The sequence below is a fragment of the Streptococcus sp. X13SY08 genome, from assembly GCF_001182825.2.
Classification (GTDB): domain Bacteria; phylum Bacillota; class Bacilli; order Lactobacillales; family Streptococcaceae; genus Streptococcus.
Window position 1 is genome coordinate 599523 of record NZ_LFYO02000002.1, and the last position, 24733, is coordinate 624255.

Below are 24733 nucleotides of genomic sequence, written 5' to 3' on the forward strand. Positions count from 1 at the left end.
TATTCTTAGTCCACAAAACGATTTGCGAATGTCAAGTAAGTATTTACAACAGTTTGCAAGAAGTTTTTTGTACCTTCATTGTTGAGTTTATTATCTTCACCAAACAAAGTATGAGCTTGCGCCAAGTAAGATTCTGGTTTTGCCAATACTGGAATATCCAAGAACACCAAGCTTTGGCGGAGTTGATGGTTAACACCAAAACCAGATACATTTCCTGTAGAATGAGAAGCGATCAAGGCAGGTTTACCACCCATTGCACCGTCTCCTAGCGGACGAGAAGCAACGTCAACGGCGTTCTTCAAGGCAGCAGTCAAACCACGATTGTATTCAGCAACGATGAAAATCAAGCCATCTTGTTCCTTCACTTGATTGCGGTAACGCGTATAGCTTTCTGGTAACTGACCGCCTTCTTCGTCGTAATCAGGGTTGTAAAGAGGTAAATCACTAATCTCGATTTGAGTTAATTCAACATCTGCTGGAAACAACTCTTTCAAAGAATCTGCAATTTTTTGAGAATTTGAATCTTGACGAAGACTTCCAAGAATAAGACCAATTTTTTTAACCATGAGGTTTCTCCTTGAAATTCATTTATTTTTATCACTAGTTAATGATATGTCTTTTTGAAATAGATGTCAAGAATTTTGCACGAAAAAATTAAAAAAAGATTTGGAAAATCCAAATCTTCTTATCTTATTCAACTGTAACGGCTTTTGCCAAATTACGTGGTTTATCTACATCGAGACCACGTTGAAGGGATGCGTAGTAGGCAATCAATTGAGTCGGAATGACCATTGAAATAAGGGCCAAGAATGGGTGAACTTGATTGAGGACAATATCGTCACCTTCACGCGCCATATCTTCTTCGACAATTGTCAAGACGTTTGCACCACGAGAGACTACTTCCGCCACATTACCACGTGTATGTGCAGCTGTTTGCTCATTAGAAGAAATTAAGGCAATAACCGGCGTTCCATCTTCAATCAAGGAAATCGTACCGTGTTTCAACTCACCGGCCGCGAAGCCTTCTGTCTGAATGTAAGAAATCTCTTTGAGCTTGAGCGCTGCTTCCATGGTCACATAATAGTCTGTACCACGACCGATGTAGAAAGCGTTGCGTGTTGTGGACAAGAGAGCTTCCACTTTTTCAGCGATGACATCTTTTTCTGACAAAATTGCTTCGATGGACTGTGCCACGATGGACAATTCATGCACTAAATCAAATTCTTTTGCTTCTGCTTTTCCGTTAGCTTCACCGACTGCTTTTGCCAAGAAAGCAAGAGCAGCAATTTGTGCTGTATAAGCTTTGGTTGAGGCTACCGCGATTTCAGGACCTGCATGGAGCAACATAGTATGCGTTGCTTCACGAGAAAGAGTTGAACCTGGCACGTTTGTGATGGTCAAACTTGGAATACCCATTTCATTAGCTTTTACCAATACTTGACGGCTATCAGCTGTTTCACCAGATTGAGTCAAAAGAACAAACAATGGTTTCTTGCTCAAGAGTGGCATGTGGTGGCCCCATTCTGAAGCCACACCTAATTCTACTGGTGTATCCGTAAGAGTTTCCAACATATTTTTAGAAGCAAAACCAGCGTTGTAAGAAGTACCTGCTGCGAGGATGTAGATACGATCCGCATCTTGAACAGCCTTGATGATAGCTGGATCAATCGTCATTTGTCCATTTTCATCTGCATAAGTTGAAATCAATTTACGCATAACAGTTGGTTGCTCATCAATTTCTTTGAGCATATAGAATGGATAAGTTCCTTTACCAATATCTGACAAGTCCAATTCAGCTGTGTAGCTTGCACGTTCGATTGGATTGCCATCATAGGCCATGACTTGAACGCTATCTTTTTTGACAATAACCAATTCTTTATCATGGATTTCCATGTATTCGCTAGTTTCACGAATCATGGCCATGGCGTCTGAGCAGACCATGTTATAGCCTTGACCCAAACCAATCAAAAGTGGTGATTTATTTTTAGCGACATAGATAGTATCTGCATCTTGAGAATCAATCAAAGCAAAAGCGTATGATCCTTGGATAATATGAAGAGCTTTTTTAAAGGCTTCAAGAACTGACAATCCTCCTTCTTCAACGAATGAACCAATGAGGTGCACAGCAATTTCTGTATCTGTTTGACCCTTGAGGGTATGACCCGCTAAGTAAGTTTCTTTAATTTCCAAGTAGTTTTCAATCACACCATTGTGTACCAAAACAAAACGACCTGACTGCGAGGTATGAGGATGGGCATTGTCCTCTGTTGGTTTGCCATGAGTTGCCCAGCGTGTGTGTCCGATACCTGCCATATCCTCTGTATGCTCACCAACTTTAGCAGCCAAGTCTGCAATACGACCAACTGATTTGACCAAGCGCCCATTACCAGCACCTGTCACAAAAATACCTGCTGAATCATAACCACGGTATTCTAACTTTTCCAACCCCTGAATTAAGATATCTGTTGCATTTGCATTCCCGACAACTCCGACAATTCCACACATATATTTTCTCCATCAGCCAAAGCTGATATTCTTTCTAACATTTTATAAATTGGTATAGCCCTTTAACGACAACTAAAACCAAGCATTAACAGTATATAAAAAGATAGATAAGATGTCAAACACAAAATTGGTATAGTCCTAAAAATTCAATAAAAAGAACCAGCTTACTTGGCTAGCCCTATTTCAATAAATCCAAATTTTTTCAGAGGTGTGACACGAAATGCCATACGTCCAATGATTTGATCCTGCGTAATGAGTCCAAATTCTCGACTATCTCGCTTGTCTGTCCGAACATCGTTAAGAACAAGATAGGCGTGTGGAGTGACAACATCGCTCTTTCCTTTTGTAATGGTTGAGATTGTTAAATCTTCTGTAAAATATTCTTGATGTCGCGGACGGTCCAGATAAGCTTCTTCCACAATCAGATCATTCCGGTAGAGGACATCGTCCATGTAGGTTACCTTATCACCTTCAAGAGCAATGATACGTCCCACATATCGCTGCCCCTCCTCTTCGTAAAGTACAAAATCACCATAAGTCAGATTGTCATTTTTAATCGCCAAGATCAGTTGATCTTTTTCAAAATAATCATTGGCCATTTGCTCGTTAATCGTCACAGGTTCAAAAAACCAGATTCTTAATCCGATGATACCAACAACCAATAAAATTGTAAAAACAATTTGCCTAATTAAATCCCTTTTTACCATAAACTCCCTCAATATTCATCATAAATCTACTAACTAGTATAGCATATTTTCGCAGAAAAGTAGACCTTTCATTTTATGAGTTGTGAAAAAATCTCCTCTGCGATAATCTGGTTCCCTGAGTAATTCAAGTGTAAGCCGTCGCTATAATACTCCAAATGTCCCTCTGTCAAAGGGTACAGATTGATGGAATGAGCCCCAACTTCTTCAGCAATTTGTGGAATAATAACCTGCAATTCTTCTTTTATGATGGCATTATTAAGACCGAAGCGACTGGTTGGTACAAATGGTGGAACGACCACAAAGACATCTGGCTGACTGACTAACGACTGGTAGCGCTCGACCATTTGACGGTACTCTACTGTAAAGCGTTCCTTGTTCCAATATGGGCCCCGGCTATCATTGCTACCAATCATGACAACAACCATATCTGGTTCACTCAGCAGAGATAACTTCGCATTATCTTCCTCGAAGTAGGGAAAATCTGAAGTAGTTTGTAGGGAACGTCCACTCAGGCCGAAATTATGGACCTGATAGCGTGAACCTAATTTATCTGCTAAAATAGATGGGTAGGCTTCGATGTTTCGGTCATTTAAGCCATAGCCGTAAGTTAAGCTGTCACCAACCGTCGCTACCTTTATCGCACCGCTTCCTTTTACTAAAACTTCTGGATATAGATTTTCAGCCACTTCATACTCCTTGATACTATCCTTCTAACAACATTGTAACATGTTGGCGCCAAGAAAGAAACTAGCTTGTTTTATGCTATAATAATGTCATGAAACAAGAAATCATCATTATTGGAGGAGGCATTGTTGGCTCAACAGCGGCCTTCTACCTCTCAAAAGAACCGACTGTAAAGGTCACTCTGATTGATGAGGGCACAGGTAGCGCAACACGCGCAGCTGCTGGTATCATCTGCCCTTGGCTATCCCAACGACGCAACAAAGAATGGTATCGGCTCACCTCGCAAGGCGCAGCTTTTTACCCAACATTAATGGCGGACTTAGAGAAATCTAGCTTTAAACCTGCTCCCTACAAGCAAACTGGGACTCTAGTTTTCAAAAATCAAGAAAAACTACTAAAAAAGCTAGAAAAAATTGCCCATAAACGTTTGGTCGATGCACCAATGATTGGTGATTTAGAGCTTTACCAATCTCAAGAACTTGCGCAAGTTATTCCCCAATTAGAAACGGATCAAGGTGCTATTTTAGCCAGTGGTGGAGGACGAGTAGATGGTGGACTTTTGCTGGATCAATTGCAAAGTGCCTTCATCCAAAACGGAGGAGAGATTCTTTATGGTAAGGCACAGCTCGCTTCCTCTTGTCAGGTAAAAGTTCAAGGCCGAATCTTAAGCTGTGACAAGCTCATTTTGACTGTCGGAACATGGTTACCTGACTTGCTAGAACCACTAGGTTACCACGTCGATGTCCGACCACAAAAAGGGCAATTGCTGGAAATTCAAACTCATTTTGCAACTGATGATTGGCCAGGATGTATGTTACATGGCGAAATTGATATTCTACCATTTGAAAATGGAAAATTAGTAATCGGTGCCACACATGAAGATGATATGGGCTATGATTTAACCTTAGATGAAGAGAAAATTTCCCACATGAAAGCCACTGCCGAGGAATTTATTCCAGCCCTCAAAGACTACGATATCTCTGCAACTCGAATCGGAACACGCGCTTACACATCTGATTATTCACCATTTTTCGGACCATTGATAGATCAGCCCAATGTGCAAGTAGCCAGCGGACTTGGATCATCAGGTTTGACATCTGGTCCCTTCATCGGCTGGCAATTAGCGCAAGCTATTCTTCAAAAACCAATCTCATTTGATGCTAGCCCTTATAGCCCAAATTCCTATATTGAAAAAACTGACCTCTAGAGGGTCAGTTTTCTTTCTCTTAAAAATTGAAGACATCATTGAGACCATAGCCATCTTGATAAGGTTAATCAGCTCCTGTGAACCTCGTGCAAAAAGAGTTGCTCCGAGGATTTCCTTGGTTTCAGTATGGACGATAACCTTGTAAATACCACGAAGATCATTATTCACATGGGCACGCGGCATATTGGCTACTCGCAATTCATTCGCTTGGTATGGGAGTCCTGCTTCTTGTGCTGCTTTTTCCGTCATCCCCACTTGTGATAGAGCAGGCTCAATAAAGAGAGTGTTTAGCACGTTTGAACGTTTAGATAGGTTATATTCTCCATTTCCAGTCAATCTACCAAGGACAATACGGAAATCATCTAGGGAGGTGTAAGTAAATTGCAGGCCACCATTCACATCACCAACAGCGTAGATACCTGGGACTGTCGATTCACAGTAATCATCTACTTTGACCGCACAGCGCTCTATCAACTCCATATCCGTATTTTCTAAGCCGAGTCCTTCCGTAGCAGGTTTACGACCTAAAGCATACATGACGACATCAAATGTGTGTTCTTGTCCATTGACCGTTAGGACAACTTCTTGCCCTTTGTTAGCAACTTTTTCTACTTTGGCATCCACTACAAATGCCACGCCATCTTCTTCCAAATACTCTTGAGCCAAATCTGCAGCAACTTTCTCATAGCGAGCCAAGATAGCTGAACCTGCTTCAAAAACAGTCACTTGACTGCCCAAGCGACCATAGAGGCTGGCAAATTCAAGGCCGATATTACCACCGCCGATGATACCTAGGCGTTTTGGTTGTTCTTCTAAACGCTGAATGCCCGTGCTATCTACTACATGTTCAGATTCCAATAATCCTGGAATTGGAAGGACATTTGACACCGCACCTGTATTGATGACAATGGTTTCAGCTGTCAATTGTTCAACTTCGTTACCACCAGAAATTTCAAGGATCTTATTGTCTAAAAAGCGTGCTGTCGCTTAGTAAAGGTCCACTCCTGCGCCTTCTAGCGCAGCTTTGTTTTTCCCACGAAGTCGAGTGACAACCGTTTCTTTTAATTCCATAGCTTGGGCGAAGGTCAAGTTTTCCTCAGCTGCATGAATGAGTGTTTTAGTCGGGATGCAGCCAATATTGATACAAGTTCCACCATACATGGTTGAATCTTTTTCAATCAAAGCAACCTTTTTGCCAAGGCTAGACATTTTCCCAGCTAAGGTCTTTCCGGCCTTACCAAATCCGATAACAATTAAATCTTAAGTTTTCATGGCATTCCCTCGCGTTTCTTTATAATAATTCCAGTCTAGCAAACTTGGGATATTTTGTCTCAATTTTGCTACGCCTTATCTACAACCGCCCTACTATTGACCAAAAAGAAAAAAGGACCCGAAGGTCCTAAGTCACAATTACTCAGCAGAAAGTGCTGCCATTGTGATGTAGTTGTAAGGTTTGTTGAAGTGTGGCAAGAAGAAGATATCCATGAGTGAAAGTTCTTCGATTTTCACGTGTTTCATGATTGCAAGTGAGAACATGTGGATACCCATTGACATGTCTTCACGTGATACCATTTGGCAACCAAGGACACGGCGTTTTGAAGGTCGTTGAATGATGCAACTGCAGCATTGTAACCAGCTTGGTTAGCACGTTCTTCTGTCAAACCAGTTGAAACCATGTTCAGGCCAAAGATTGAAATACCGTTTGAACCTTGAACACCAACACCTTCCAATTCATGACCACAAGCGTTGTGTGCAGCAACAATACCAGTACGAACAGCATTTGATGCAAGAGCGATGTAGCTTACGTCATCACGTGCGTTATCGTAGCGGAAGCCAACACACATCATAACCATATCAACGTCAAATGTTTCTTTGTCAGTCACAAGACGTTCCACTTTACCGTCACCTTCAATAGCTTGAACTGCTTGACCAAGAGCCAATTTTACGCCGTTATCTTCAAGGTTTTTGTTCATCATTGCAGTGAAATCGCGGTCATAGTATGCACCCATAACAGTGTCAGCGATATCTACAAGAACAACTTCTTTACCTTTACGTTGGAAAGCTTCAGCAAGTTCTACACCGATGTAACCACCACCGACAACTGCTACACGCTCGATACCTGGTTTTTCAAGGCGTTCAATAACATCTGCAGAGTTTTGGTACAATTTAACGAATTGAAGGTTTTCAAGAGTTGCTTCAAATTCACGTGAACCTTCTTTCAATTCCACACCTTTGATTGGAGGAACGATTGGTTGTGAACCAGTTGCAAGAACCAATTTATCGTATGATTCAACATGTTCTTTACCGTCAACAAGAGCTGTTTTTCCAATTGTTCTTTATCAGAGTAGAAGAGACCTTCTGGACCATCAATTTGCTCACCAATCCAAAGTGCCATACCACATCCCAAGAATGAGATGTTTGAGTTTTGGTCAAATGTTACGATCTCGTTTTCTGAACCGTAGTTCGACAACATAGTTTTGATACTTGCTGTACCAGCGTGGTTCGTACCAACAACAACGATTTTAGCCATATGTAAAATCTCACTTTCAAAAAAATATTTTTTTACATTCTCCATTATATAGTATCGTGAGAACGTTGACAAAGGATATGCTCACGAATTCACATAATTTTTTCACCTGAAATTAACCCAGAAAATTCTCTGCATCAAAGAATATTTATGATAGAATAGAAGGATAAGTTAGAAAGTGAATATCATGAAAGAAATTTTAAAACAGTTTCGGCCTTTCGACTACATTCTCATCGGTTTAGCTGTACTTTTGTCCTTTACTCCTGCTGTTGTGACGGCTTTTACCGCCAACCAGACTCCATCTGGTAGTCAATTGGTTGCTGTCGTCAAAATCAATGGAGAAATTGTCGATAAATGGTCACTCGATCCCCAACATTCTAAAAATCAAGAGGTTACCTATTACCCTAATGAGGGACAATATAATATTGTCCAAATAAAGGATGGAGCTATCCGCGTTAGAGAGGATAACAGTCCCGACCAAATTGCAGTTAATACAGGCTGGATTAGCAAAAAAGGACAAATTCTTGTCTGCCTTCCTCATCAATTGATCATCGAAATTCAGGAACGAGGGAATGACGATGATGGTCCTGATGATGAACTCATTTTACCGATATAAGAAAATCGACTTGGAATTTCAAGTCGATTTTTTTAACCAATAAAAACGGCGATGACCAGCACCAAGAGATAAAGGCCTGAGAAAAGGACAAAATTCTTGATGGAATTGATAAAGGTTTCGCGTTTGATTTGCTTTTGCAAGAAATGGTGAAGATTTTTAGAAAATGGGACAAAGGCTAAGAGACCGATCAGTGCCCAAATAGGTAAGAAACCTGTCAAGCAGTAGATTATCCATAACATCCATGGCATAATACTGAGAATCAAATAAAGTTTTAGACCACTTTTTTTCCAATGTAATGCACCAAGGTAAAGCGATGATTGCGCACATCTTGCTCATAGTCGCAGAGATTATTAGCCAGCATAATATTCGCAATCAAAGAGACGAGCGGCAAACTCATGAAGAAAATCTTCAAAGTCTCCAACCAGAAAAAATCTATATTGCCGATTCCAAATGAACCCCAATAGGAAACTAGAAAATCACTTGGATCTTGAATATAGACTGCCAAGAAGAAAATCCCAAACCCCATGGTGACGCCAGAGAAAATTTCACCAAGCGGCAAACGTGACAGAGGCTTGGGTCCAAAAGTGTAAAAAATTCCAATCAAAAAACAAAGGACACCAATTGGCAAAAGCATTAAATCTGTCAGCCAAACGAGAATAAGTGAAAAGGCAGTTGCAATCCCAAATAAGGTAAAGATAATCATCAGCACATGTTGATAATCTAAACCATTCTTACCGATGACATTTTCCTCTTCTTTATAGGCCACATCCACTGCTTTTTTATAATCCATTGTATTGTTGATGGCGGTCGTACACATGTCAAAGCAGAGCACCGCAATGACAAAGACAATTGTATTCAGCCAATTGAGTTGACCATAAGCATAAGCTGACCACAAAAAACCAATTACCATAGGGGAAAAACTAGCGACCTTGGTTTTTAACTCAACAAATTCTAAGAAAACTGGTAACGTTAATCCATTAGTCCGCAAGATGATACTCCTTGTTACTTAGTTCAAATGAATCCTTGAGTCCATCACTGAGATGAACTCCATGTTCCTTATCAATGAAAACAGCTTCTATGCCATCTTGGCTATTGACATACTTTAAACCTTCCTCAATACCATAGGTAAAGAGTGCCGTTGACAAACCATCTCCTTCAGTTGAGGTATCCGTAAAGACGGTCACGCCTGAAATATCATTTTCAACAGGATAACCTGTCTGAGGATTCAAGATGTGATGATAAATTTTGCCATCGACTTCTAAAAAGCGCTCGTAAATACCAGATGTCACGATAGAGCGATTGGTTTGATACACAGAGCCCACTGTTGCACCGCGTGTCTCATCAGGGCCCTGTACCCCTACTTTCCACCCATTTTCGTTATTTGGAGAAGTTCCCATAACAACCACATTCCCACCCAAGTTGATAATGGCGGTTGTCACGCCTTTTGAAGCAAGAAAAGCCTTGACCTGATCCGCAATATAACCTTTTGAAATAGCTCCAAGCTCTAAAGCCATGCCTGTTTCGACATAAACCGTTTGATTCTTTTCATCAAGTTGGATTTTTTTATAGTCCACAAATGGCAGAGCGGTCTCAATTTCACTTGGTGCAGGCACGCGTGCATCTTCTGATCCTATTTTCCAAAGTTGATTGACGATACCAATTGAAATGTCAAAGCGACCATCACTCGACTTAGCACGTTCCTGTGCCGCCTTAATCAGTTCAAAGGTTCTTGGATCGACCTTGACCGCTTCTTTTCCTGCAGCTTGGTTGATTTTATAGACATCAGAATCCTCCCCGGTCGGTGCCAAGAGCATTTCTAACTCTTTAATCAAAGCGATAGCTCCATCCATGGTTTCTTCTTGATTCTCATGATAAATGCTTAGTTGGACTACCGTGTGGAGCAAAGATTCTGTCCGCGTCAGCGGATCTTTTACTACCGGCAAGGTTATTCCTTTAGACTGGGACTGGCAAGCTGCGAGAAATAAAAGCGCCAGCATCATCGTTATCAACGTTAAAATTTTCTTCATAAAAACCTCTCAATAAAAAAGGACTGGGATGTCCCACTCCTTTTATTGTATCATTGATTCGGAGATTATTCACCTAAATCAAACATAACTTTTTCAGTGTTTCCAGCTGCAGCTGCTTCAAGAAGAGCTTTTGTAGCAATTGTAAAGTTTGCTGAAGTGTGACTTGCACCTGATACAACTTCCACTGAATCAACATCTTGTGTTTCAATCAATTGAGCATTCAATTTGTCAGTAGCTTCTTTAGAAGAAACACCTGATTTAGCTTTCATGTTTGTGTTGTATTCTTCATCATCAGCTTTACGTTTGCCGTCTTTGTTTTCATAACCAAAGTCTGAAGATACAATTTTGCCGTCTTTAACTTCGATTGTATCAACTACTTTCCAACCACGTTCATCGTAGTCAGATTCACCCATATATTTACCATCTTTCAATTCAGTTGCCATTGCTTCTGAAGATGAACTTTCCGCTACTTTTGAGCTAGAAGCTTCTGATGAACTTTCTTTTGTAGAAGAGTTGCTACCACAAGCTACCAAAGTAAGTGTAGCACCAAACAATACAAGACCTGCAAAAACTTTTTTCAATTTCATGTGAAATTTCTCCTTTTTTAAAGCGTTTTCCGCTGATAGATTTATTATATCACTAACTCATAGTTTTGTCTATAAAAATGTTACTTTTTTCACTTTGTTTAGTGATATTTTTGTCAGTAAAAGGAGAACTTCACTCCATCATTTTTTATCTTTTTTAAAATCTTCGTCCCATTACTTTTTCAAGAAAAACATTCAAAGATAGGCTTTCAGTAGCAGGAATTTTGCTCAGGAAAATCTGACTCTTGGCTAAATAAGCAGCAATCAAATGCTCCGTTCTAGCATACCCTGAACTCTCTGCAATCCACTCCTCCAACTGGACCAATTCTTCATGTTGCCAATCCTTCTCTTCATGACGAGAAATCAACTCACGGATTCCCTTATTTTCCTCCATGGCAAATAATAGCGGAGCTGTATAGATGCCATTTTGTATATCCTGCAACTGCGGTTTACCCATATCGACTTTTTTGACCTGATAATCCAAGAGATCATCAGACAGTTGAAAAGCCATACCAATCGCTTGACCTGCATTAAAAGCAGCGCGCATTTGAGGACGGTTTGCTGGAACAGTCCACGCCCCCAATTGGCAAGCAAAAGCAAATAGAAAAGCTGTCTTTCCCTTGATTTGCTTAAGGTAGTCCTTCATCCGCATATCCGAACGAGATTTTTTTCCTCCTCACGAACTCCGAGAAGCTCAATTCCCTTCTTCAACAGCCGTGTAGAGTAGGCTAACAAATAGTCACCTGCATAAATGGCAATACGATTGGAATAGGTCTTATGCATGGCGACAATCCCTCGCCGAGTATCTGCTTCGTCAAGCACATCATCGTGAATGAGAGTAGCCAAATGCAAGACTTCAATCGAAGCCGCAAAATAAAGTTTAGCTTCTTTGACCTGACCATCCACTGCTTGCCCTACCATTAAAGTGAGACCAGCTCGAACGTATTTTCCTGAAGCATTCAAATAGGTTAAAATCTTGTCCTTGACCTGAGGATGAGTGCTTCCCAGTTCATTTTTAATAATCTCTTTTACACTTTTCAATCCCTGCTCCACCGCAGGTCGATCATTCCAAATAGGATGAACCACGATTTTCCCCTTTATTTCAAAAAAGTTAGCATTACCAATGATCGGTTCATCATGGATAATGCTAACTTTTCATTTTATTTAGCATAGCAAGAAATGCCTATTTTTTCAATCCATAGATATGTCTTGGTTTACCGTATATCCAGCGGTCTAGTTTCTTACCGACCCATGGCATTACCCAATAATCCAAACCAAAAGCACGACCTGCACCACTCATCAAAGCGATTGCAGCTGGAACAAACCACATGTTAACCCAGAAGAACATACCAGACAAGCTAAACATCGCTACAAGAGCAACTGTCAATGCACTAACTAGCCATACGAAGAGCCCAGCAATCAAAGCAAGACCGATGGCGATTTCCATGAAGGTCATCATTTTTTGCATGAAGAGGGCAACTTCTTGGTTTGACATCATAAACTTCATGATAGAGGCAAACCAATCTGGCATCTCTTTCAATACTTGCATTGGCTCTTCACCATAAGTGTAATTCAAACTAAATACTTGATGAGCTGCTTGTGCTGCTCCTTCTGCTGCGCCAGCTGTTTCACTAGCTGCTTCAGAAGCGCCAGATGTTGCTTCAGCTGCTTGCAACCATGGGAATGGGAAGACAACCTTGTCACCTAGCCATGAATCGGTACCAAAGAGACCAAAGGCTTTTTTAATTCCTTCAAAGAGCCACATTGAACCAAAGTAAACACGAAGTACGACCATCCAAAGGTTATTTCCTTTACTTGATGTCATACCGCCAAACATATTGCGTTTGTGTTTAATATCAAAGAATTCATGACGAAGGTAAGCACCAATATTGTAGAAGCTACGGATTCCGAAGAAGTAAAGCAAGTTACTGAAGTGTTTCATGGCACTCGCGACAAAGCCAGATACATGGAATTTATCATAGACATATGCAACTGTATATTTTGAACCAATTGACACCATGAAGCCATCGTATTTACCTTTGAAAGCATGCTTTTCGCCACCTGTGATAGCTGCGATGATGTTGTGGGCAGCAGTGTGGCCTGTTTGCTCAGCTGCTTGTACGATTTGTGGCGTTGGGCGTCCACCTTTATTTGGATCTTCGTAATACACCAAGTCGCCAGCAACGTAGACATTTTCCTTGCCTTTAGCTTCCATGTACTCATTAGCCACCAAACGACCCGCACGCGCCTGTTCAATTTCAAAATCGGCCGCATCTGTGTTAGCTTTGACACCAGCTATCCAGATAGAGGTATAAGTTGGAATAACACGCCCTGATGACAAGTTCAAAGCATCTTTGTCAACGCTTGTCACGCCGTCACTGAGAATCAATTCAACACCTTTTTTCTCAAGGTATTTACGTGTTTTGATTTGTTCTTTTTCTGTGACCATGTTGAGGATGGTTGGCATAGCCTCAACCACTTTGAGTGAGAATTCATCTTCGTCTAATTTAAATTCTTTCGCAAGAACAGGAATCCAATCAACCAATTCACCAATCATTTCGATACCGGTAAATCCAGCACCGATAACAGTGAACGTCAAGAGGGCACGACGTTTTGCAGTATCATGCTCATCCATAGCTTTTTGGCAAGATTCTAGGATGTGATCGTGCAAGCGTTCTGCTGCTTTGATAGACCAAAGTGTAAATCCATTCTCTTTGACACCTGGCGTACCAAAGTCATTTGCCTCGCCGCCCATAGCTAAAAGAAGGTAATCAAACGAAAGCGTTTGGTGCTCAGCAACGACTTCTTTTTTATCATAATCAATGCTGACAACTTTATCAGTCACCAATTTTACTTTTGGATATTTTTTGAAGATGCGTTGGAGGTCATACTTGATCGCGTTTGATTCAACGCGTCCTCCTGCAACTTCATGCAATTCTGTCATGTAGGTATGGAAAGAATTCTTATCGATCAAAGTAATGTTAATATCTTGATCTTTCTTGAATTTTTTTGCCAATGTCTGTGCTGCCGAAATACCAGCATATCCAGCACCGACAACCACGATGTCTTTTGTCACGACGTTTCTCCTTTTTGTTGGATCGAGATTATTTTACCAGTCTGCGATCCGATATTATTTATATCACTATTTATTAGTATAAATCATTGTGACAAAATTATCAAGTCTATTTTTGAAAAATAAATTTTTATTTAGTGATAATTTTTTAAATTTAATCTTTTTGTGATAAAATAGTAGAATATTGATTTTACCGATAAAGGATTCTCATGAGTAAGCATTACCAGAAGATGACATTTATCACCATGTTGGCAGCCCAAGCGATTGTGATTTCTGTGATGGAACGTGCTATCCCTTCTCCATTTACCTTTGCTCCTGGGGCAAAACTAGGTCTTGGAAACCTCGTCACTATCATCGCCATCTTTACCCTGCCACCTCGTGATAATATGAAAGTCATCGGCCTCCGCCTCTTTGTTTCTACATTTTTGAGCGGAACATTTTCAACTTTTTTATATAGCCTATCGGGGACCGTTTTCAGCTACCTTGTCATGACGACTATGAAGCTACTGGGATCCAAGCGAGTTAGTATCATTGGGATTTCCACACTAGGTGGTATTATGCACAATATGGGTCAGCTCCTTGTTTTTGCTTTCATTGCCCAATCTTGGATGGTCCTCAACTACCTACCAATTTTAGCTTTTAGCGGCATTTTATCCGGATTCTTAGTCGGTGTAACCGGAAATTACTTACTTAAAAAAATCCAAGTACTTTGAGAAATTTTTGTTCCATCAAACTATGATATGGGTCAAAAACTTAATCCATTACCGCATGAAAAAACTTTCACTTTCGCCAGATCTCGGCACTAGATGTCTTATTACACCTGTAATAGTCTTCTTCTATTTGAGCAAACCTTGATCCGTTAGATAAGCACGCGCAACTTGTTCGGCACTCTTTCTGCTAGCTTCCCTAAAACGTTCTCCAACTCAGGATATTTTTTTAGAAGCTCTTGGCGCAATAGCGGAGCTCCCTGATAGGGTGGAAAGAGCTCTTTGTCATCTTCTAAGACTTTCAAGTCGTATTTAACAATTTCCGCATCTGTTGAATAGGCATCCGTAATCTGGATATTCCCTGCTTGAATAGCTTGATAACGTAAAGCAGGCTCTAAGGTGGATACTTGCAACTTCAATCCATACAAACTCTGCAATCCCTTGTTGCCATCCTCACGGTCATTGAACTCCAAAGTAAAACCAGCCTTGAAGTCATTTTCGACTGCTTTTAAATCCGATATAGTGGTTAACTGATATTGATCTGCTAAATCTTTTGGAACTGCAACTGCGTAGGTATTTTGATAAAACATGGGTTCGAGCAATACCAAATTATCTTGCTGAGCAATGCCATCACGTGCTACTTCAAAAACCTCTCTCGGGTCATTTGAAACTTTGGGTGAGTTGGTCAAGAGACTGGAGGTTACCGTTCCCGTAAATTCTGGATAAATATCAATATCCCCAGATTTAAGGGCTTCATAAAGGAAACTTGTCTTCCCAAAGTTCGGTTTTACCGTTACCTTCAAGTCAGTTCCGTCTTCAATCAAGAGCTCATACATATGAATCAGAATTTCCGGCTCAGGTCCCAACTTCCCAGCAATCACTATCGTTTCCTTTGATTGCATTTTAGGAAAAATCACTGGTGCGTACGAGCCAAATAAGCCTAAAATCATAACCAATAGACTAATAAGAATCGTCCGCGGTCGAGCTTTTTCTAGCAACTTAAGAACAAAGTTAAAGAGAACAGCTAGAATCGCAGATGAAATAGCTCCGATTAAAATAAGACTGGCATTATTACGATCAATCCCTAACAAGATGAAGGTTCCTAGACCGCCAGCTCCAATGAGAGCTGCTAGAGTCGCTGTTCCGATGACCATGACTGCGGACGTTCGGATTCCCGACATGATAACAGGCATAGCTAAAGGAATTTCGAATTTTTTGAGACGTTCCCATTTGGTCATCCCGAAGGCCGTTCCTGCTTCTACCAAATTGGGGTCAATTTCGGCAAGCCCCGTCAGGGTATTTTGCAAAATAGGAAAAAGAGCATAGATGATCAAGGCCGTCAAAGCTGGCCAAGTCCCAATTCCCATGAGAGGAATCAAGAGTCCCAAAAGCGCCAAGGATGGAATGGTCTGAAAGACGCCAGCAATCTGCAAAAAGAGCTCTGCTATTTTCTTAAAAGGACTGAGCAAAATTGCAATCGGAATGGCTAGGAAAATTGCAATCAAAAGGGTCAAAAGTGAGAGTTGGAGATGCTCCAACAAAGCTGTCGCCCACTCACCCAACCGCATGTGAAAGATGGATAAGAAATCAGCCATGACTAGCACCTCCAAACAAATCTGCCACAAACTGATTGGTCGGCTGCTGTAAAATAATCTCTGGTTCAGCACACTGGACAATATCTCCCTCATGCAAAACAGCAATTCGATCTGCCAAGGTCAGCGCCTCATCAGTATCATGGGTCACGAAAATGGTCGTCACCCCAAACTCACGATGTAATTCCGAGGTTATTTCTTGCAATTGTTTACGAGAAATCGCATCTAAGGCACTAAATGGTTCGTCCATTAAAAGAATTTTAGGCTCCGCGATAATCGCACGCAGAATGCCGACGCGCTGCTGCTCACCCCCAGACAATTGACGTGGATAACGGTGCAGATAGTCCTCGGCTGGCAATCCGACCCGATTAAGCAATTCTTTAGTTTTAGCTAACCGCTCTGATTTGGAAAAAGAGCAATTTGCTGCAACACATAGCCAATTTCAAGACGCAAATCCCGAAGATTAAGCTCATGAACGGGACGATTATCTACGTAAATCTCTCCACTTGAAGGTTCAATCAGACGATTAACCATTTTAAGCATGGTCGTTTTCCCTGAGCCACTAGGACCAACTAAGACCATAAATTCTCCAGTTTTGATATGTAAATTGACCGATTTTAAAATTTCCAAATCTTTATAAGTCTTTGAGACTTCTTTAAACTGTATCATTATTTCTCCTATTTTACATTCGCTCTAGATAGCTCTCATATTGGATACTTTCATCTTATACGCACTCTGTTCCTATGCCAACTATTTGGCGAACAACGGAGCGCTCGAAAGAGCAATTCGAGCCTTTAAATCCCCTTTAATCCTATATTTTCTTCTTACATCGAACTTGTTATAGCCTATCATCATTGACTGCCTTTGTCAATTATTTGGGATGGGAGTGACTCTAAAATGAACACTCATCCTATTTCTGAATGTCAGTATAAACCATCCATAAAAGTCAGGGACAGGATAAAGAAAACAAAAACCTCGAGTAGCCGAGGTTTGTGATGATTTTTTTGAAACAATATAACGCAAAATAGCTACAATGATCAACCAGAGAACAACACTGGAAATGATAATATAGATCCATGCATGTTCCTCATCAGCCAAAGGCAGTGGAACATTCATTCCAAAGAAACCTGTGATAACGGCGATAACTGCTAAAACAATGGAAATAATGGTCAGAGTAGTCATATTATCATTCAGGTTGTTGTTCAAAATATTATTATAAGTTGACGACAGCTGTTGCAAAACCTGAGCATTGATTTGGGTCATACTGTATAGCTGGCGCGCCTCAATAATAGAGTCTTCCAGCTGCTCCTTCTCAATTCCATCCAGCCGCTTACAAGAAGCCTGTGCTTTTAATTGCTCCAACAAGACTACATTTTGATTAGCAGCATATACTAAGTAAACCATTCCTGTCTCAATATCCGACAGCGCTAGCAAATATTTCTTTGTCGTCCGCTTGCGAAGCTGGCGATTAATTTGATCCTTACTCTTGTCCATTTCTTCTATATATGGAAAATAAGTCTCTGAAATAATAGATAAACTGACAAAGAGAAACTTATAGACGGAAATCTGAGGATTTTTAATCAGATAGCGGTCCATCAAATCAATGATGTAGGCATTATTTTCATTGTAAATGCTGAAAATCTCTTTATTCTTGACAGGAATTGTCTCGTGGTGGTTCTCATCTTTCGTTCGATTAAGGACATTATAGATAATGGTCAAAGATTGGTTATCCCAATCGTACTCCATATGCGCTCGCTCGTTTTCATCATCGTTCGCTTTGATAGGAGCTATTCTAGAGACTCTTATATTTTTTCATGACGATAGATTATTTCAGGAATTTCCATTGCATTTAGACTCTGAATAGCTTATCAAGCTATAAAAGTAAACTAAAAAAGGCTAGAACAAAAATCTAGCCTTGTTTCACTTTGTGAGTAGGAAAAAATCGATATTATCATTTTAGGATGGTCTACCGATTTTTGTCCCACGCTCTTTTTATTATTTTAAATTAATCTTCTTCTGAAGTTTTCTTTGAAAATCCTACAATGAGGGTAGCAAACATCATGAAAATACCTGCTAAGAAAGTCATTGGAGATGAGCTTACAGCTGTTTTTGGAAGAACCTTACGTTGACCAACCGAACCAACTTTTCCACCCATATCGCTAACGCCGACTACACCATCTTGATCTTGGTTTTCACCGCCTGAATTGTTTCCTTGCCCATCTGGAGTTGGCTGAGCTTGAAGTTCTGCCTTTTCTGGATCGGTTCCATTAAGCAGTTCTTGGAAATCCAAGACCCCATCACCATCTGTATCTTTGGTTGAGTCAATAACGATGCTCCGACTGTTAGGGTTGATTTCACTATAATTGCTCAACGCTGCGCTATTTTCCTTCAAGTAATCTGCAAAGACGACATCCATAGATGGACCTTCTTCACGCGCACCACCAAGCATAGTATAACCATCACCGCCAGCAGCCAAGAAATCATTGGTTGCTAAATAATAAGTTTTCGCTAAGTCAAGCGCTTCATAGGCACCTGTTTCTGGATTAAAAATTTGAATACCCAAGATACGTTTTTCTGGTTCAAGATTGGTATCATAGTATACTTTAGCACCAGCTATTTGCAAGAAAGCACCATTTGCCTCTAAAAGCGGCAAGCCCTGACGACCGATAATTGGTTGACCAGTTGTTGCATCTTTTTGCTGAACAGCACTTAAGGACGTCTTGAACATGTCTTGGATTTGCTGGCCGGTCACAGTAATTTGAGAAATAATATTACCAAATGGCAAGACTGCGATAATATCCCCTTTAGTCACTGGTTTATCTTTAGCAATCGTCGCACGTAAACCACCACCATTGGTCACTGCCAAGTTAGTTTTATTGGCAAAACCTGTTTGACCGTAATCAAGAAGAGCATCGGCAACAATATTTCCCAAATTGGTTTCTTGAACACGTACATTAGAGCGTTCGCCGTTCAATTCAACAGGGTTGTTATCAATCACGACAGTGGCATTTTCAGCTTCATATTTAGCTTTAATGGCAGCTATTTTAGCAGCGATAGTTGGATCTGCTACTGTATTTGCAGTCTCTGCGGCCGTGATGAGACCCGCTTTCAAAACCTTGTCACTTTCCAGTGTGACTTTACCAATATTATTGAGGTAGCTGCCTGTCTGGTTATAAGTCACATTGCCATACGTAGCAGTTAGAGCAGTATGAGAATGACCATCCAACACAACGACTGTTTTATCTTTCAGTGCTGCATTAGTTGATAAAGCTTGCGCCAAAGCGGTTCCTTGCCAGGTTGTTGGAGTCGTTGCATCTACACCCAAGTGCCCCAAGACGACATATTTATTGTAGGTTTTACCTTCTGCTTTTGCTTTGCTTTCAATTTCATCAATCACTTTATTGACTTCAGAGATAGGATCCTCAAAGGTGACACCCTTAATATTATTTGGGTGAGTTTTTGCAGCAGTTTCAGGAGTTGTCACACCGATAACAACAAATTCATCCCCTTGAACAGCAGGATTTTTATCAATGATAGTGGATGCTTGGAAAAGACGAGCGCCGTTCACATAGGTATTAGCACTCAACAGTGGAAATTTCAATGTTTCTTTATACTTCAGTGCTTGTTCTAAACTAAAGTCAAACTCATGATTCCCAACGGCCATAGCATCATAGCCAATCTGGTTCATGATTTCAGCCATATCCGCACCCTTGGTGCTATTTGAAATCGGCATCCCTTGAAATGCATCTCCTGAGTCCAAGAGTAATGTTGTCCCACCAGCACGATATCGGTTGACAATAGTTGCCAATTTCGCCATGCCGATAACACCCTTGCCTTCTTCAATCCGACCATGAATATCGTTGGTATGAAGTATAGTAACTGCTCCACTAGTCATAGCGGGAGCTGCTTCTGTAACAGGTACTGTCTCTACAGCAGGGATTGTCTCAACAACAGGTGCTGATTCTGCTACTGGTGTTTCATCTTTAGAAGATGCCACAGTCGTTAACGGGACAGTTTCTGTTTGAGAACTTGTAACTGTTTTTGTAGAGTCGGTCGAATCCGTAGAAATAGCAGAACTACTTGTACTGGTTTCAACGGGTCCTTCTGCCACTGCCTCTACAGTGGGTTCTGTTACAGCGGCATCGCTCACAGCTTGAGCGACTAGTTGATTACTCAAAGCAGCTGTTAAAATCAAGCTAGAAAACAATAAAATAGGTTTCTTTCCCATAATATCCTCCGTATATTCTGATACCCTCATTATACACCACAACTCATGTTTTGTGAACACCTTATTTGAGGAATGTTCGATTTTTATAAAACAAAAACGAAAACAAGAGATCTTGTTTTCATTTATCTTGTATATTTTCAAAAAACAACGTTTACGCAATATAAAACGTTCGTTTTTTAGCATTCTACATTCTTGTCATTATCATTCTGACTGTTCAATGTCCTCGCGAATTTCCTCAGCCTTAAATTTAGCAAAAAGGTATTTGCGATCTTGGATGGGAAAACGTTGATCCAACTGATCAACCGCCCCTATTTCAATTATTCCTTCTGTGATGCTATAGTCCATAACATGCCCACCAAAGCTCAAATCATCCGAAATAAAATGCAAATGGTAGCCCGCCACACTGATACCATGGAAAATTTCTGGCGTCCAAATACCGACAATAGTCCCTGAAATATTTTCTGCGCGGTATTCTGGCTGATGACTAGCTACTTCTACAAACTTTTTTCTCCGGTCGTTTTAGGAATCATTCGCACATGCATATGGAAAAAATTCCCCTTTATTTTAAGAGAACGAAAAAGATTTCCTCCATCATAATAAGACTCAATACGCTCTTGCAATTCCTGATCCGTAATTCACCGATTATCAAAGTCCCACTGTAAAGTCCTGCCATCAGAGCTCCCGAGGTATTGTATTGAAATAATTTATTCACTTCCATAGTTTCTATTCTTGATTGTAAAATTCCTGCATAACCACATCATCTGGCACTAAATGAAGATAGCGATGAGCATATTCTTTGGCCTCATTCACACGACCATGAATACGTAAGATAGCAATATAGTCTGCCAAAAATTCTGGATTTTGACCTAACTCCTCTGAAAGACTCTCGAAAGCTTCAAGCGCTCTACCATCATCTTCTAAAGCCATGTAAGCCTTGGCGATATTCCAGCGCGCCAAGACGTTGTCCAAATCCTCTTGGTCTAGTGCTACCACTTCCTCGAAGCGTTCCTGCTCTAAATAAAGATTTGTCAAGCGCAGGATGATTTCATTGAGATCTTCTGCTTGCTCTTTTGCCTTTAACAAATATTCTTCCGCCACTTTTTCTTCATGTGCTTCATAGGCATACTGAGAAGCTAAGAGCAGGAGCTGATTGTCAAATTCATTTTTAGCTAAACCTTTTTGAAGTATAGCTAGCGCGCCCTTGATATTGTGTTCAGCGTGGAGAGACTGAGCGTAGGCATATTCATATCCCTCAAAATCAGAATTGATGGTGTCCAGCTGTTTATAGCATAAATTAGCTTTTTGGTATTCTTCTTGGTCATATAAAATAGTCGCAAGTTCATAGACGGTCTGGTCATCATATTCTAGTTCAACCGCTTTTTCCAAGAATTCAATCGCTGCTTCAAACTTGCCTAAGCTGGCATAGGCAATACCAATACGTTGATAAGTCGAAACTCCTGTCTGCTCCAAGATATCTCGGTTATCCAACAAAGCATAATGGTGGATGGCTTCTTTGAAAAGACCTAATTCCATTTCTAATTCCGCTAAACCAAAGGAAATAATGGGCTCATCAGATAAATTTTCTGCTTCTAGCAACTTCTCACGCGCCACATCCGTCAATCCCTCTGACTGGTAAAGGTCTGCCTTAACCACCAGAGACTCCAGATAAAAGGGGCTGGACTGTTGAATCTCTTCCAGATAACTAAAGGCTTCTTCTGTATCCCCGTCCTCGTTGGCAATCTGCGCTAAATTCAAGAGCACTTCTGGGAACTCTTCTCGCAACTGCAAATAAGCTTCCTTAGCCTGAGGATAGAAACCAATAGTTTCCAAATAATTCGCTAATTCTAGGATAACTTCTGCATCGTCCTGAACCAAAGCTTTCTTAAAATATTTATTAGCTCGGGCCAAATCCTGCTGGTCAAGAGAAACCAGCATTTTTTCACTATTGTTCATTCATTTCCTCTTCTACTACAATTTCTTCAATATATAAGCCACTATAAATTTTGTACCATTGGAAAATAGCCTGCAAGACAACCTTGATGGAGGCATAAATTGGAATCCCCAAGAGCACACCCAAAACACCATACATTTGCCCTGCCGTAAGAAGTACAAAGAGAATAGTAATGGGGTGAATGCTGAGTGAGCTTCCGATAATTAGCGGTGTCACAAAACGTCCCTCAATGGTCTGCTCGATCGCAAAGGCAATCAAAACCTTAACCAGTATAAAAGGACCAGCTATAATTCCTAGAATAATGGCTGGAATCATGGCTAAGAATGAACCTACGTAAGGAATCAGGTTCAAAAATCCAGCGACAATTCCAAGGGTAATTGGATAAGGTAAGCCAATAATCAGAAAAAGTACCGAAAACATCACTGCTACAATGATAGCCACAGTCACCTGCCCACGAACATAATTGGACAACTGCGCATTGACATTTGTCAAAACTGTACTGATAGACAAGCGCCATTTAACTGGCAAATATTGCGTGATGTGACCATTCAGTTGCTTCCCATCGCGTAGTAAATAAAAGAGAATAAAGGGCATAATCAGAATCGCCACAACAATTTGCGAAGCAGTTGAAATGAGGTTGCTAGCCCAATCTACAGCATTGGACGATAGACGTTGCGCAAAAGAAAGAATCTGATCATTGAGGTTATTCATAACTTCGATAACTGTCGGGCGGAATTGGGCGAACTGATCATCTTGCAAAAGATTCGTTACACGCCCCTCGAGTTCCTGAATATAATCCGGAACATTATGCGAGAAATTCTTTATGCGTTCTTGAATATTAGGAATTGCAACTGCCAAGCCCCAAACCAAAAGTAAAGCGATTAAGACGAACAAGATCGAGATCCCTACTGTACGGGAGACCTTATATTTTTCTAAACAATCCACAATCGGATTGAGCAAATAATACAGCAATCCTGTCATAATCATTGGCAACATGATGATAGATAAAAAATCACCAATCGGTCTAAAGACGAAACTAATCTTGGTAAAGACGAAAATAGTTAATAAAATCAGCAATAAAATCAGAAAAAAAGTGACAACTTGATTGTTGACAAACCACTGAAAGAACCAAGAAGAATAGAATTTTTTACGTTTTTCTTCCATGACAATCCTCTATCTATTGTTTTCTTCTATTGTACCATGTTCTGTCTATTTTTTACCAAGAGAAACCAAGGGAGCATAGGACATTCTCTATGAATTATGATATAATCAAAGCAAATTGATACTCGAAAGAAAGCAGGAAAGTGCTATGACCATTTATTTTGGCACCTATACCCGCCACAGCTCCGAAGGGATCTACACGGCAGATTTTAATGCGAAAACTGGAAAACTAACCAATCGTCTTTTATTGGCCAAAGAGCCTAGTCCAACTTATCTGGCACTGTCAGAAGCAAATTATCTTTACGCTGTAGGGGCTGAAAATGATCTCGGGGGTATCGCCGCCTACACTCGTGAAGGGCAGCTCATCAATCATGTCGTTCAGGAGGGGGCTCCGCTCTGCTATGTTTCCGTGGATGAAGAACGCAATCTTGTTTACGGTGCTAACTACCACAAGGGGCAAGTTTTAGTTTACAAAATTTTAGATAATGGCGGATTAGAACTAACAGATAGCCACACTCATGAGGGTCATGGCCCTCATAAAAATCAAGCATCTGCTCATGTTCACTATGCCGACTTGACGCCAGATAACTACCTCTTGACTTGTGATTTAGGCACCGACCAGATTGTGACTTATCGTGTTTCAGATGCAGGAAAATTAACTCTACTTGACACATATAATGCTACACCAGGTGCTGGCCCCCGCCATATCGTCTTTCATCCAACAGCTAAGATTGCCTATCTAATCTGCGAACTCAACTCAACCATTGAAGTCCTCATTTATGATAGCGTTGGGCAATTTGAATTGATGCAAACCATCTCAACCTTGCCTGATGATTTTATGAATTTCAATGGTACAGCTGCTATTCGCATTTCCGCTGATGGGAAATTCGTCTATGCTTCAAACCGCGGTCATGATTCTATCGCCGTCTACAAAACGCTAGGTGATGCGAGTTTAGATTTGGTTGAGATTGTTCCATCTCTCGGTCAAATACCTCGCGACTTCATCCTTACAAAAGATCAAAAATACGTCATCGTTGCTCATCAAGATAGTGACAATGTTACAGTCTTTTCGCGCAATGCCGAAACGGGACGTCTAACCGAACTATCACACGATTTTGTAGTTCCAGAAGCTGTTGCGATTTTAGAAATGGAATGTTAACAGGA

Annotated in this window: 18 protein-coding genes and 5 pseudogenes; 4 read left to right on the plus strand and 19 right to left on the minus strand. The window is 40.7% G+C overall.

Annotated features, from left to right (window positions below; all coding sequences use genetic code 11):
• Nucleotides 1-5 precede the first annotated feature (5 nt).
• The 4 genes from AEX56_RS03630 to AEX56_RS03645 all read right to left on the minus strand — a co-directional run bounded on the left by AEX56_RS03630 (nt 6) and on the right by AEX56_RS03645 (nt 3898).
• The gene (locus AEX56_RS03630) at nt 6-566 is read right to left on the minus strand and encodes an NADPH-dependent FMN reductase (protein WP_049617928.1); all 561 of its coding nucleotides are present in this window, start codon (nt 564-566) and stop codon (nt 6-8) included.
• 124 nt (nt 567-690) lie between these two features.
• Complete coding sequence (gene glmS / locus AEX56_RS03635; RefSeq protein ID WP_049617929.1) at nt 691-2505, minus strand: glutamine--fructose-6-phosphate transaminase (isomerizing); 1815 nt, start codon at nt 2503-2505, stop codon at nt 691-693.
• A gap of 164 nt (nt 2506-2669) precedes the next feature.
• Complete coding sequence (gene lepB, locus AEX56_RS03640) at nt 2670-3212, minus strand: signal peptidase I (RefSeq protein ID WP_049617930.1); 543 nt, start codon at nt 3210-3212, stop codon at nt 2670-2672.
• A 68-nt stretch (nt 3213-3280) separates the two neighbouring features.
• Nucleotides 3281-3898: a GDSL-type esterase/lipase family protein gene (locus AEX56_RS03645; protein ID WP_049617931.1), complete on the minus strand. Its 618-nt coding sequence runs from the start codon at nt 3896-3898 to the stop codon at nt 3281-3283.
• Between the two features lie 89 nt (nt 3899-3987).
• Here AEX56_RS03645 and AEX56_RS03650 point away from each other — a divergent pair, with 89 nt between their 5' ends.
• Nucleotides 3988-5103 carry an NAD(P)/FAD-dependent oxidoreductase gene (locus AEX56_RS03650; RefSeq protein WP_049617932.1) on the plus strand — a complete coding sequence of 372 codons (1116 nt, stop codon included), beginning with the start codon at nt 3988-3990 and terminating at the stop codon, nt 5101-5103.
• Here AEX56_RS03650 and AEX56_RS03655 read toward each other — a convergent pair.
• Together AEX56_RS03655 and AEX56_RS03660 are read right to left on the minus strand one after the other, a co-directional pair.
• A pseudogene (locus AEX56_RS03655) lies at nt 5047-6357 on the minus strand (FAD-containing oxidoreductase). The gene AEX56_RS03650 and the pseudogene AEX56_RS03655 sit on opposite strands and share 57 nt — an antisense overlap.
• 156 nt (nt 6358-6513) lie before the next feature.
• Nucleotides 6514-7633: pseudogene (locus tag AEX56_RS03660) on the minus strand (FAD-dependent oxidoreductase).
• A gap of 184 nt (nt 7634-7817) precedes the next feature.
• On the opposite strand from AEX56_RS03660, the gene AEX56_RS03665 reads away from it, so the two are divergent.
• A complete protein-coding gene (locus tag AEX56_RS03665; RefSeq protein WP_049617933.1) occupies nt 7818-8246 on the plus strand; it encodes a NusG domain II-containing protein in 429 nt (142 codons plus the stop codon).
• 32 nt (nt 8247-8278) lie between these two features.
• Here AEX56_RS03665 and AEX56_RS03670 read toward each other — a convergent pair.
• The 6 genes and pseudogenes from AEX56_RS03670 to AEX56_RS03690 form a co-directional block, all read right to left on the minus strand.
• A pseudogene (locus AEX56_RS03670) lies at nt 8279-9234 on the minus strand (1,4-dihydroxy-2-naphthoate polyprenyltransferase).
• A complete protein-coding gene (locus AEX56_RS03675) occupies nt 9224-10273 on the minus strand; it encodes an FAD:protein FMN transferase (protein ID WP_049617934.1) in 1050 nt (349 codons plus the stop codon). The pseudogene AEX56_RS03670 and the gene AEX56_RS03675 overlap by 11 nt, the downstream one beginning before the upstream one ends.
• Nucleotides 10274-10338: 65 nt before the next feature.
• A complete protein-coding gene (locus tag AEX56_RS03680; protein ID WP_049617935.1) occupies nt 10339-10860 on the minus strand; it encodes an FMN-binding protein in 522 nt (173 codons plus the stop codon).
• A gap of 154 nt (nt 10861-11014) precedes the next feature.
• Nucleotides 11015-11503 carry a polyprenyl synthetase family protein gene (locus AEX56_RS09220; RefSeq protein WP_269082014.1) on the minus strand — a complete coding sequence of 163 codons (489 nt, stop codon included), beginning with the start codon at nt 11501-11503 and terminating at the stop codon, nt 11015-11017.
• Nucleotides 11500-11943 (minus strand): polyprenyl synthetase family protein, encoded by a 444-nt coding sequence (locus AEX56_RS09225; RefSeq protein ID WP_269082015.1) that lies wholly within the window; start codon nt 11941-11943, stop codon nt 11500-11502. The genes AEX56_RS09220 and AEX56_RS09225 overlap by 4 nt, the downstream gene beginning before the upstream one ends.
• Nucleotides 11944-12040: 97 nt before the next feature.
• Nucleotides 12041-13933, minus strand: coding sequence for an NAD(P)/FAD-dependent oxidoreductase (locus tag AEX56_RS03690; RefSeq protein ID WP_049617936.1), 1893 nt, complete (start codon nt 13931-13933; stop codon nt 12041-12043).
• 206 nt (nt 13934-14139) lie between these two features.
• Here AEX56_RS03690 and AEX56_RS03695 point away from each other — a divergent pair, with 206 nt between their 5' ends.
• A complete protein-coding gene (locus AEX56_RS03695; RefSeq protein ID WP_049617937.1) occupies nt 14140-14643 on the plus strand; it encodes a Gx transporter family protein in 504 nt (167 codons plus the stop codon).
• 146 nt (nt 14644-14789) lie between these two features.
• Here the strand turns inward: AEX56_RS03695 and AEX56_RS03700 are convergent, their stop codons facing one another.
• From AEX56_RS03700 to AEX56_RS03730, 7 genes and pseudogenes are all read right to left on the minus strand, one after another.
• Nucleotides 14790-16232 (minus strand): ABC transporter permease/substrate-binding protein, encoded by a 1443-nt coding sequence (locus AEX56_RS03700; protein ID WP_443031008.1) that lies wholly within the window; start codon nt 16230-16232, stop codon nt 14790-14792.
• Nucleotides 16225-16898, minus strand: a pseudogene (locus AEX56_RS03705) (ATP-binding cassette domain-containing protein). Before AEX56_RS03705 ends, AEX56_RS03700 begins: the two are co-directional and overlap by 8 nt.
• A 198-nt stretch (nt 16899-17096) precedes the next feature.
• Complete coding sequence (locus AEX56_RS03710; RefSeq protein ID WP_330218254.1) at nt 17097-18035, minus strand: magnesium transporter CorA family protein; 939 nt, start codon at nt 18033-18035, stop codon at nt 17097-17099.
• A gap of 199 nt (nt 18036-18234) precedes the next feature.
• Nucleotides 18235-20457, minus strand: a complete 2223-nt coding sequence (locus AEX56_RS03715) for a 5'-nucleotidase C-terminal domain-containing protein (protein WP_053093914.1) — start codon at nt 20455-20457, stop codon at nt 18235-18237.
• 201 nt (nt 20458-20658) lie between these two features.
• Nucleotides 20659-21175 (minus strand): annotated as a pseudogene (locus tag AEX56_RS03720) (acetolactate decarboxylase).
• 5 nt (nt 21176-21180) lie between these two features.
• Nucleotides 21181-22410, minus strand: coding sequence for a tetratricopeptide repeat protein (locus tag AEX56_RS03725; protein ID WP_049617938.1), 1230 nt, complete (start codon nt 22408-22410; stop codon nt 21181-21183).
• Complete coding sequence (locus AEX56_RS03730) at nt 22400-23572, minus strand: AI-2E family transporter (protein WP_049617939.1); 1173 nt, start codon at nt 23570-23572, stop codon at nt 22400-22402. The genes AEX56_RS03725 and AEX56_RS03730 overlap by 11 nt, the downstream gene beginning before the upstream one ends.
• Nucleotides 23573-23717: 145 nt before the next feature.
• Here AEX56_RS03730 and AEX56_RS03735 point away from each other — a divergent pair, with 145 nt between their 5' ends.
• The gene (locus AEX56_RS03735) at nt 23718-24728 is read left to right on the plus strand and encodes a lactonase family protein (protein ID WP_049617940.1); all 1011 of its coding nucleotides are present in this window, start codon (nt 23718-23720) and stop codon (nt 24726-24728) included.
• Nucleotides 24729-24733: the final 5 nt, after the last annotated feature.

What these genes read in the sequence shown, in the direction of transcription:
- AEX56_RS03680 (WP_049617935.1), bottom strand. Translation starts at nt 10,860, where the DNA reads ATGAAATTGAAAAAAGTTTTTGCAGGTCTTGTATTGTTTGGTGCTACA.
- AEX56_RS03735 (WP_049617940.1), top strand. Translation starts at nt 23,718, where the DNA reads ATGACCATTTATTTTGGCACCTATACCCGCCACAGCTCCGAAGGGATC.
- AEX56_RS03675 (WP_049617934.1), bottom strand. Translation starts at nt 10,273, where the DNA reads ATGAAGAAAATTTTAACGTTGATAACGATGATGCTGGCGCTTTTATTT.
- AEX56_RS09220 (WP_269082014.1), bottom strand. Translation starts at nt 11,503, where the DNA reads ATGAAGGACTACCTTAAGCAAATCAAGGGAAAGACAGCTTTTCTATTT.
- AEX56_RS03665 (WP_049617933.1), top strand. Translation starts at nt 7,818, where the DNA reads ATGAAAGAAATTTTAAAACAGTTTCGGCCTTTCGACTACATTCTCATC.
- glmS (WP_049617929.1), bottom strand. Translation starts at nt 2,505, where the DNA reads ATGTGTGGAATTGTCGGAGTTGTCGGGAATGCAAATGCAACAGATATC.
- AEX56_RS03700 (WP_443031008.1), bottom strand. Translation starts at nt 16,232, where the DNA reads ATGGCTGATTTCTTATCCATCTTTCACATGCGGTTGGGTGAGTGGGCG.
- AEX56_RS03630 (WP_049617928.1), bottom strand. Translation starts at nt 566, where the DNA reads ATGGTTAAAAAAATTGGTCTTATTCTTGGAAGTCTTCGTCAAGATTCA.
- AEX56_RS03715 (WP_053093914.1), bottom strand. Translation starts at nt 20,457, where the DNA reads ATGGGAAAGAAACCTATTTTATTGTTTTCTAGCTTGATTTTAACAGCT.
- AEX56_RS03695 (WP_049617937.1), top strand. Translation starts at nt 14,140, where the DNA reads ATGAGTAAGCATTACCAGAAGATGACATTTATCACCATGTTGGCAGCC.
- AEX56_RS03650 (WP_049617932.1), top strand. Translation starts at nt 3,988, where the DNA reads ATGAAACAAGAAATCATCATTATTGGAGGAGGCATTGTTGGCTCAACA.
- AEX56_RS03725 (WP_049617938.1), bottom strand. Translation starts at nt 22,410, where the DNA reads ATGAACAATAGTGAAAAAATGCTGGTTTCTCTTGACCAGCAGGATTTG.
- lepB (WP_049617930.1), bottom strand. Translation starts at nt 3,212, where the DNA reads ATGGTAAAAAGGGATTTAATTAGGCAAATTGTTTTTACAATTTTATTG.
- AEX56_RS03730 (WP_049617939.1), bottom strand. Translation starts at nt 23,572, where the DNA reads ATGGAAGAAAAACGTAAAAAATTCTATTCTTCTTGGTTCTTTCAGTGG.